Source organism: Adlercreutzia sp. DFI.6.23 (assembly GCF_024462535.1).
GTDB classification, from domain to species: Bacteria; Actinomycetota; Coriobacteriia; order Coriobacteriales; family Eggerthellaceae; genus Adlercreutzia; species Adlercreutzia rubneri.
In genome coordinates this window covers 1-296 of sequence record NZ_JANGBP010000621.1, presented here as the reverse complement: position 1 = coordinate 296, position 296 = coordinate 1, and the positions used below count along the sequence as shown (strand labels likewise).

The window sequence follows — 296 nt, the reverse complement described above, 5'->3', positions numbered from 1 at the left end:
CGAGCGCGGACTGGCTGAGGGCGCCTTCGGCCTGGATAATGTGCTCGGCGAGCTGGGAGACGTGCTGGTGGGGAAGGTGCCGGGCCGCACGAGCGCCGAGGACGTCACGGTCTTCGACTCGGCGGGCACCGCGCTGCTTGACATTGCCTGTGCCAAGATCGCCCTGGACGCTGCCGAGAGGCGCGGACTTGGCACCGTGGCAGAGCTCTAGAAGGTATTCTCAGGTGGTTTAGAGTTAATTCTGCGCCGTAGTGCTTTTTCCCATGGGCTTGTTACCAATCGGAAATACTAGACGC

1 pseudogene is annotated in these 296 nt (G+C 62.2%); it reads left to right on the top strand.

Annotated elements, in window-relative coordinates:
* A pseudogene (locus NE591_RS14810) lies at nt 1–211 on the top strand (ornithine cyclodeaminase); the annotation flags it as partial.
* Nucleotides 212–296: the final 85 nt, after the last annotated feature.